Origin of the sequence: Sphingomonas sp. CCH9-E2 (assembly GCF_001557215.1) — a bacterium.
Classification (GTDB): Bacteria; Pseudomonadota; Alphaproteobacteria; order Sphingomonadales; family Sphingomonadaceae; genus Sphingomonas.
This window is the reverse complement of record NZ_LSJM01000029.1, coordinates 1-899: the sequence shown is the minus strand read 5'-3', so window position 1 is coordinate 899 and position 899 is coordinate 1. Positions and strand designations below refer to the sequence as shown.

Genomic DNA, 899 nt, shown 5'->3' with positions numbered 1-899 from the left:
CCGCCGCCAACTCCGCCGCCGATCAGCACGACCAGACCGGTGCCGATCATCAGCCATTTCATCACGCCGCCCTTTTTCTTGGCGGGCGCTGCGGTTGCTTCGGTATCGCTCATCTCAAATCCCCCTCAGGATGGTTCAGGCAATCCGCGCATCAGACGCGGTGCCGCTGGTCGCGCGCGCCGATGCCGGGCGGGCGGGTGTGGAAGGCTGTGGCTGCTGGTGCGACTGGCCGCGTGAATCGCTGCTGCCGCTGTCGACGCTCGACTGGCCAAGCTTCAGCCCGCGCGCTTCGGCGAGTTCGGCAAGGCGCGGCGCGGCGTCGGCGAGCAGCTGACGGGTCGCCGGGTTCTCGGCGGTGAAATGCACCTGGATGCGGTCGCCATCGCGGCGGATCGCGACGTCCACGGTGCCGAGATGTTCGGGCGCGAGCCGGATGCGGGTGTCCGCAGCCTCTACCCCCTCGCGCAGCGCGGCGATGCGCTCGATCATCTTTCCGGTCCAGTCATCGCGGCTGAGATCGAGCGGGGCCTGATCGGCTTGTGCGGTCGCCTGCACCGTGGTGCGCTGAAGCTCGACCGTGCGCAGCAGCTGGACCTCCGGGCTGGCCGGGTCGGCTGGCGCGGCGGTGTCGAGCGGCTCGACCAGCGGCGCGGCGAGCGCAGCGGCAAAGACTTGCGCCGCCGGCGCTGCCTGAACCGCGGGCGGTGGCGCGACCGGCGCGCGCGCGGCAAGCTCGGGTGCCGCGGCGGGGGCGCGGTCGATCCGCGCCTCCGCCGCAGCGACCCCGCCCCCTGCGCCCGGCTCGGCCTGGGCCGGAACCGCGCGCAGGGTGCGAAGCGGGATGGAAACTGGGGATGTCGTCGGAACATCCGAGGCGGGTGCCAGCGACGCGGCGAACG

The 899-nt window shown here is 72.5% G+C and carries 1 protein-coding gene; it reads right to left on the bottom strand.

Annotated elements, in window-relative coordinates:
- Positions 1-135 precede the first annotated feature (135 nt).
- On the bottom strand, positions 136-899 hold a 764-nt coding region (locus tag AX681_RS01425), incomplete at its 5' end, for a flagellar hook-length control protein FliK (protein WP_197424208.1).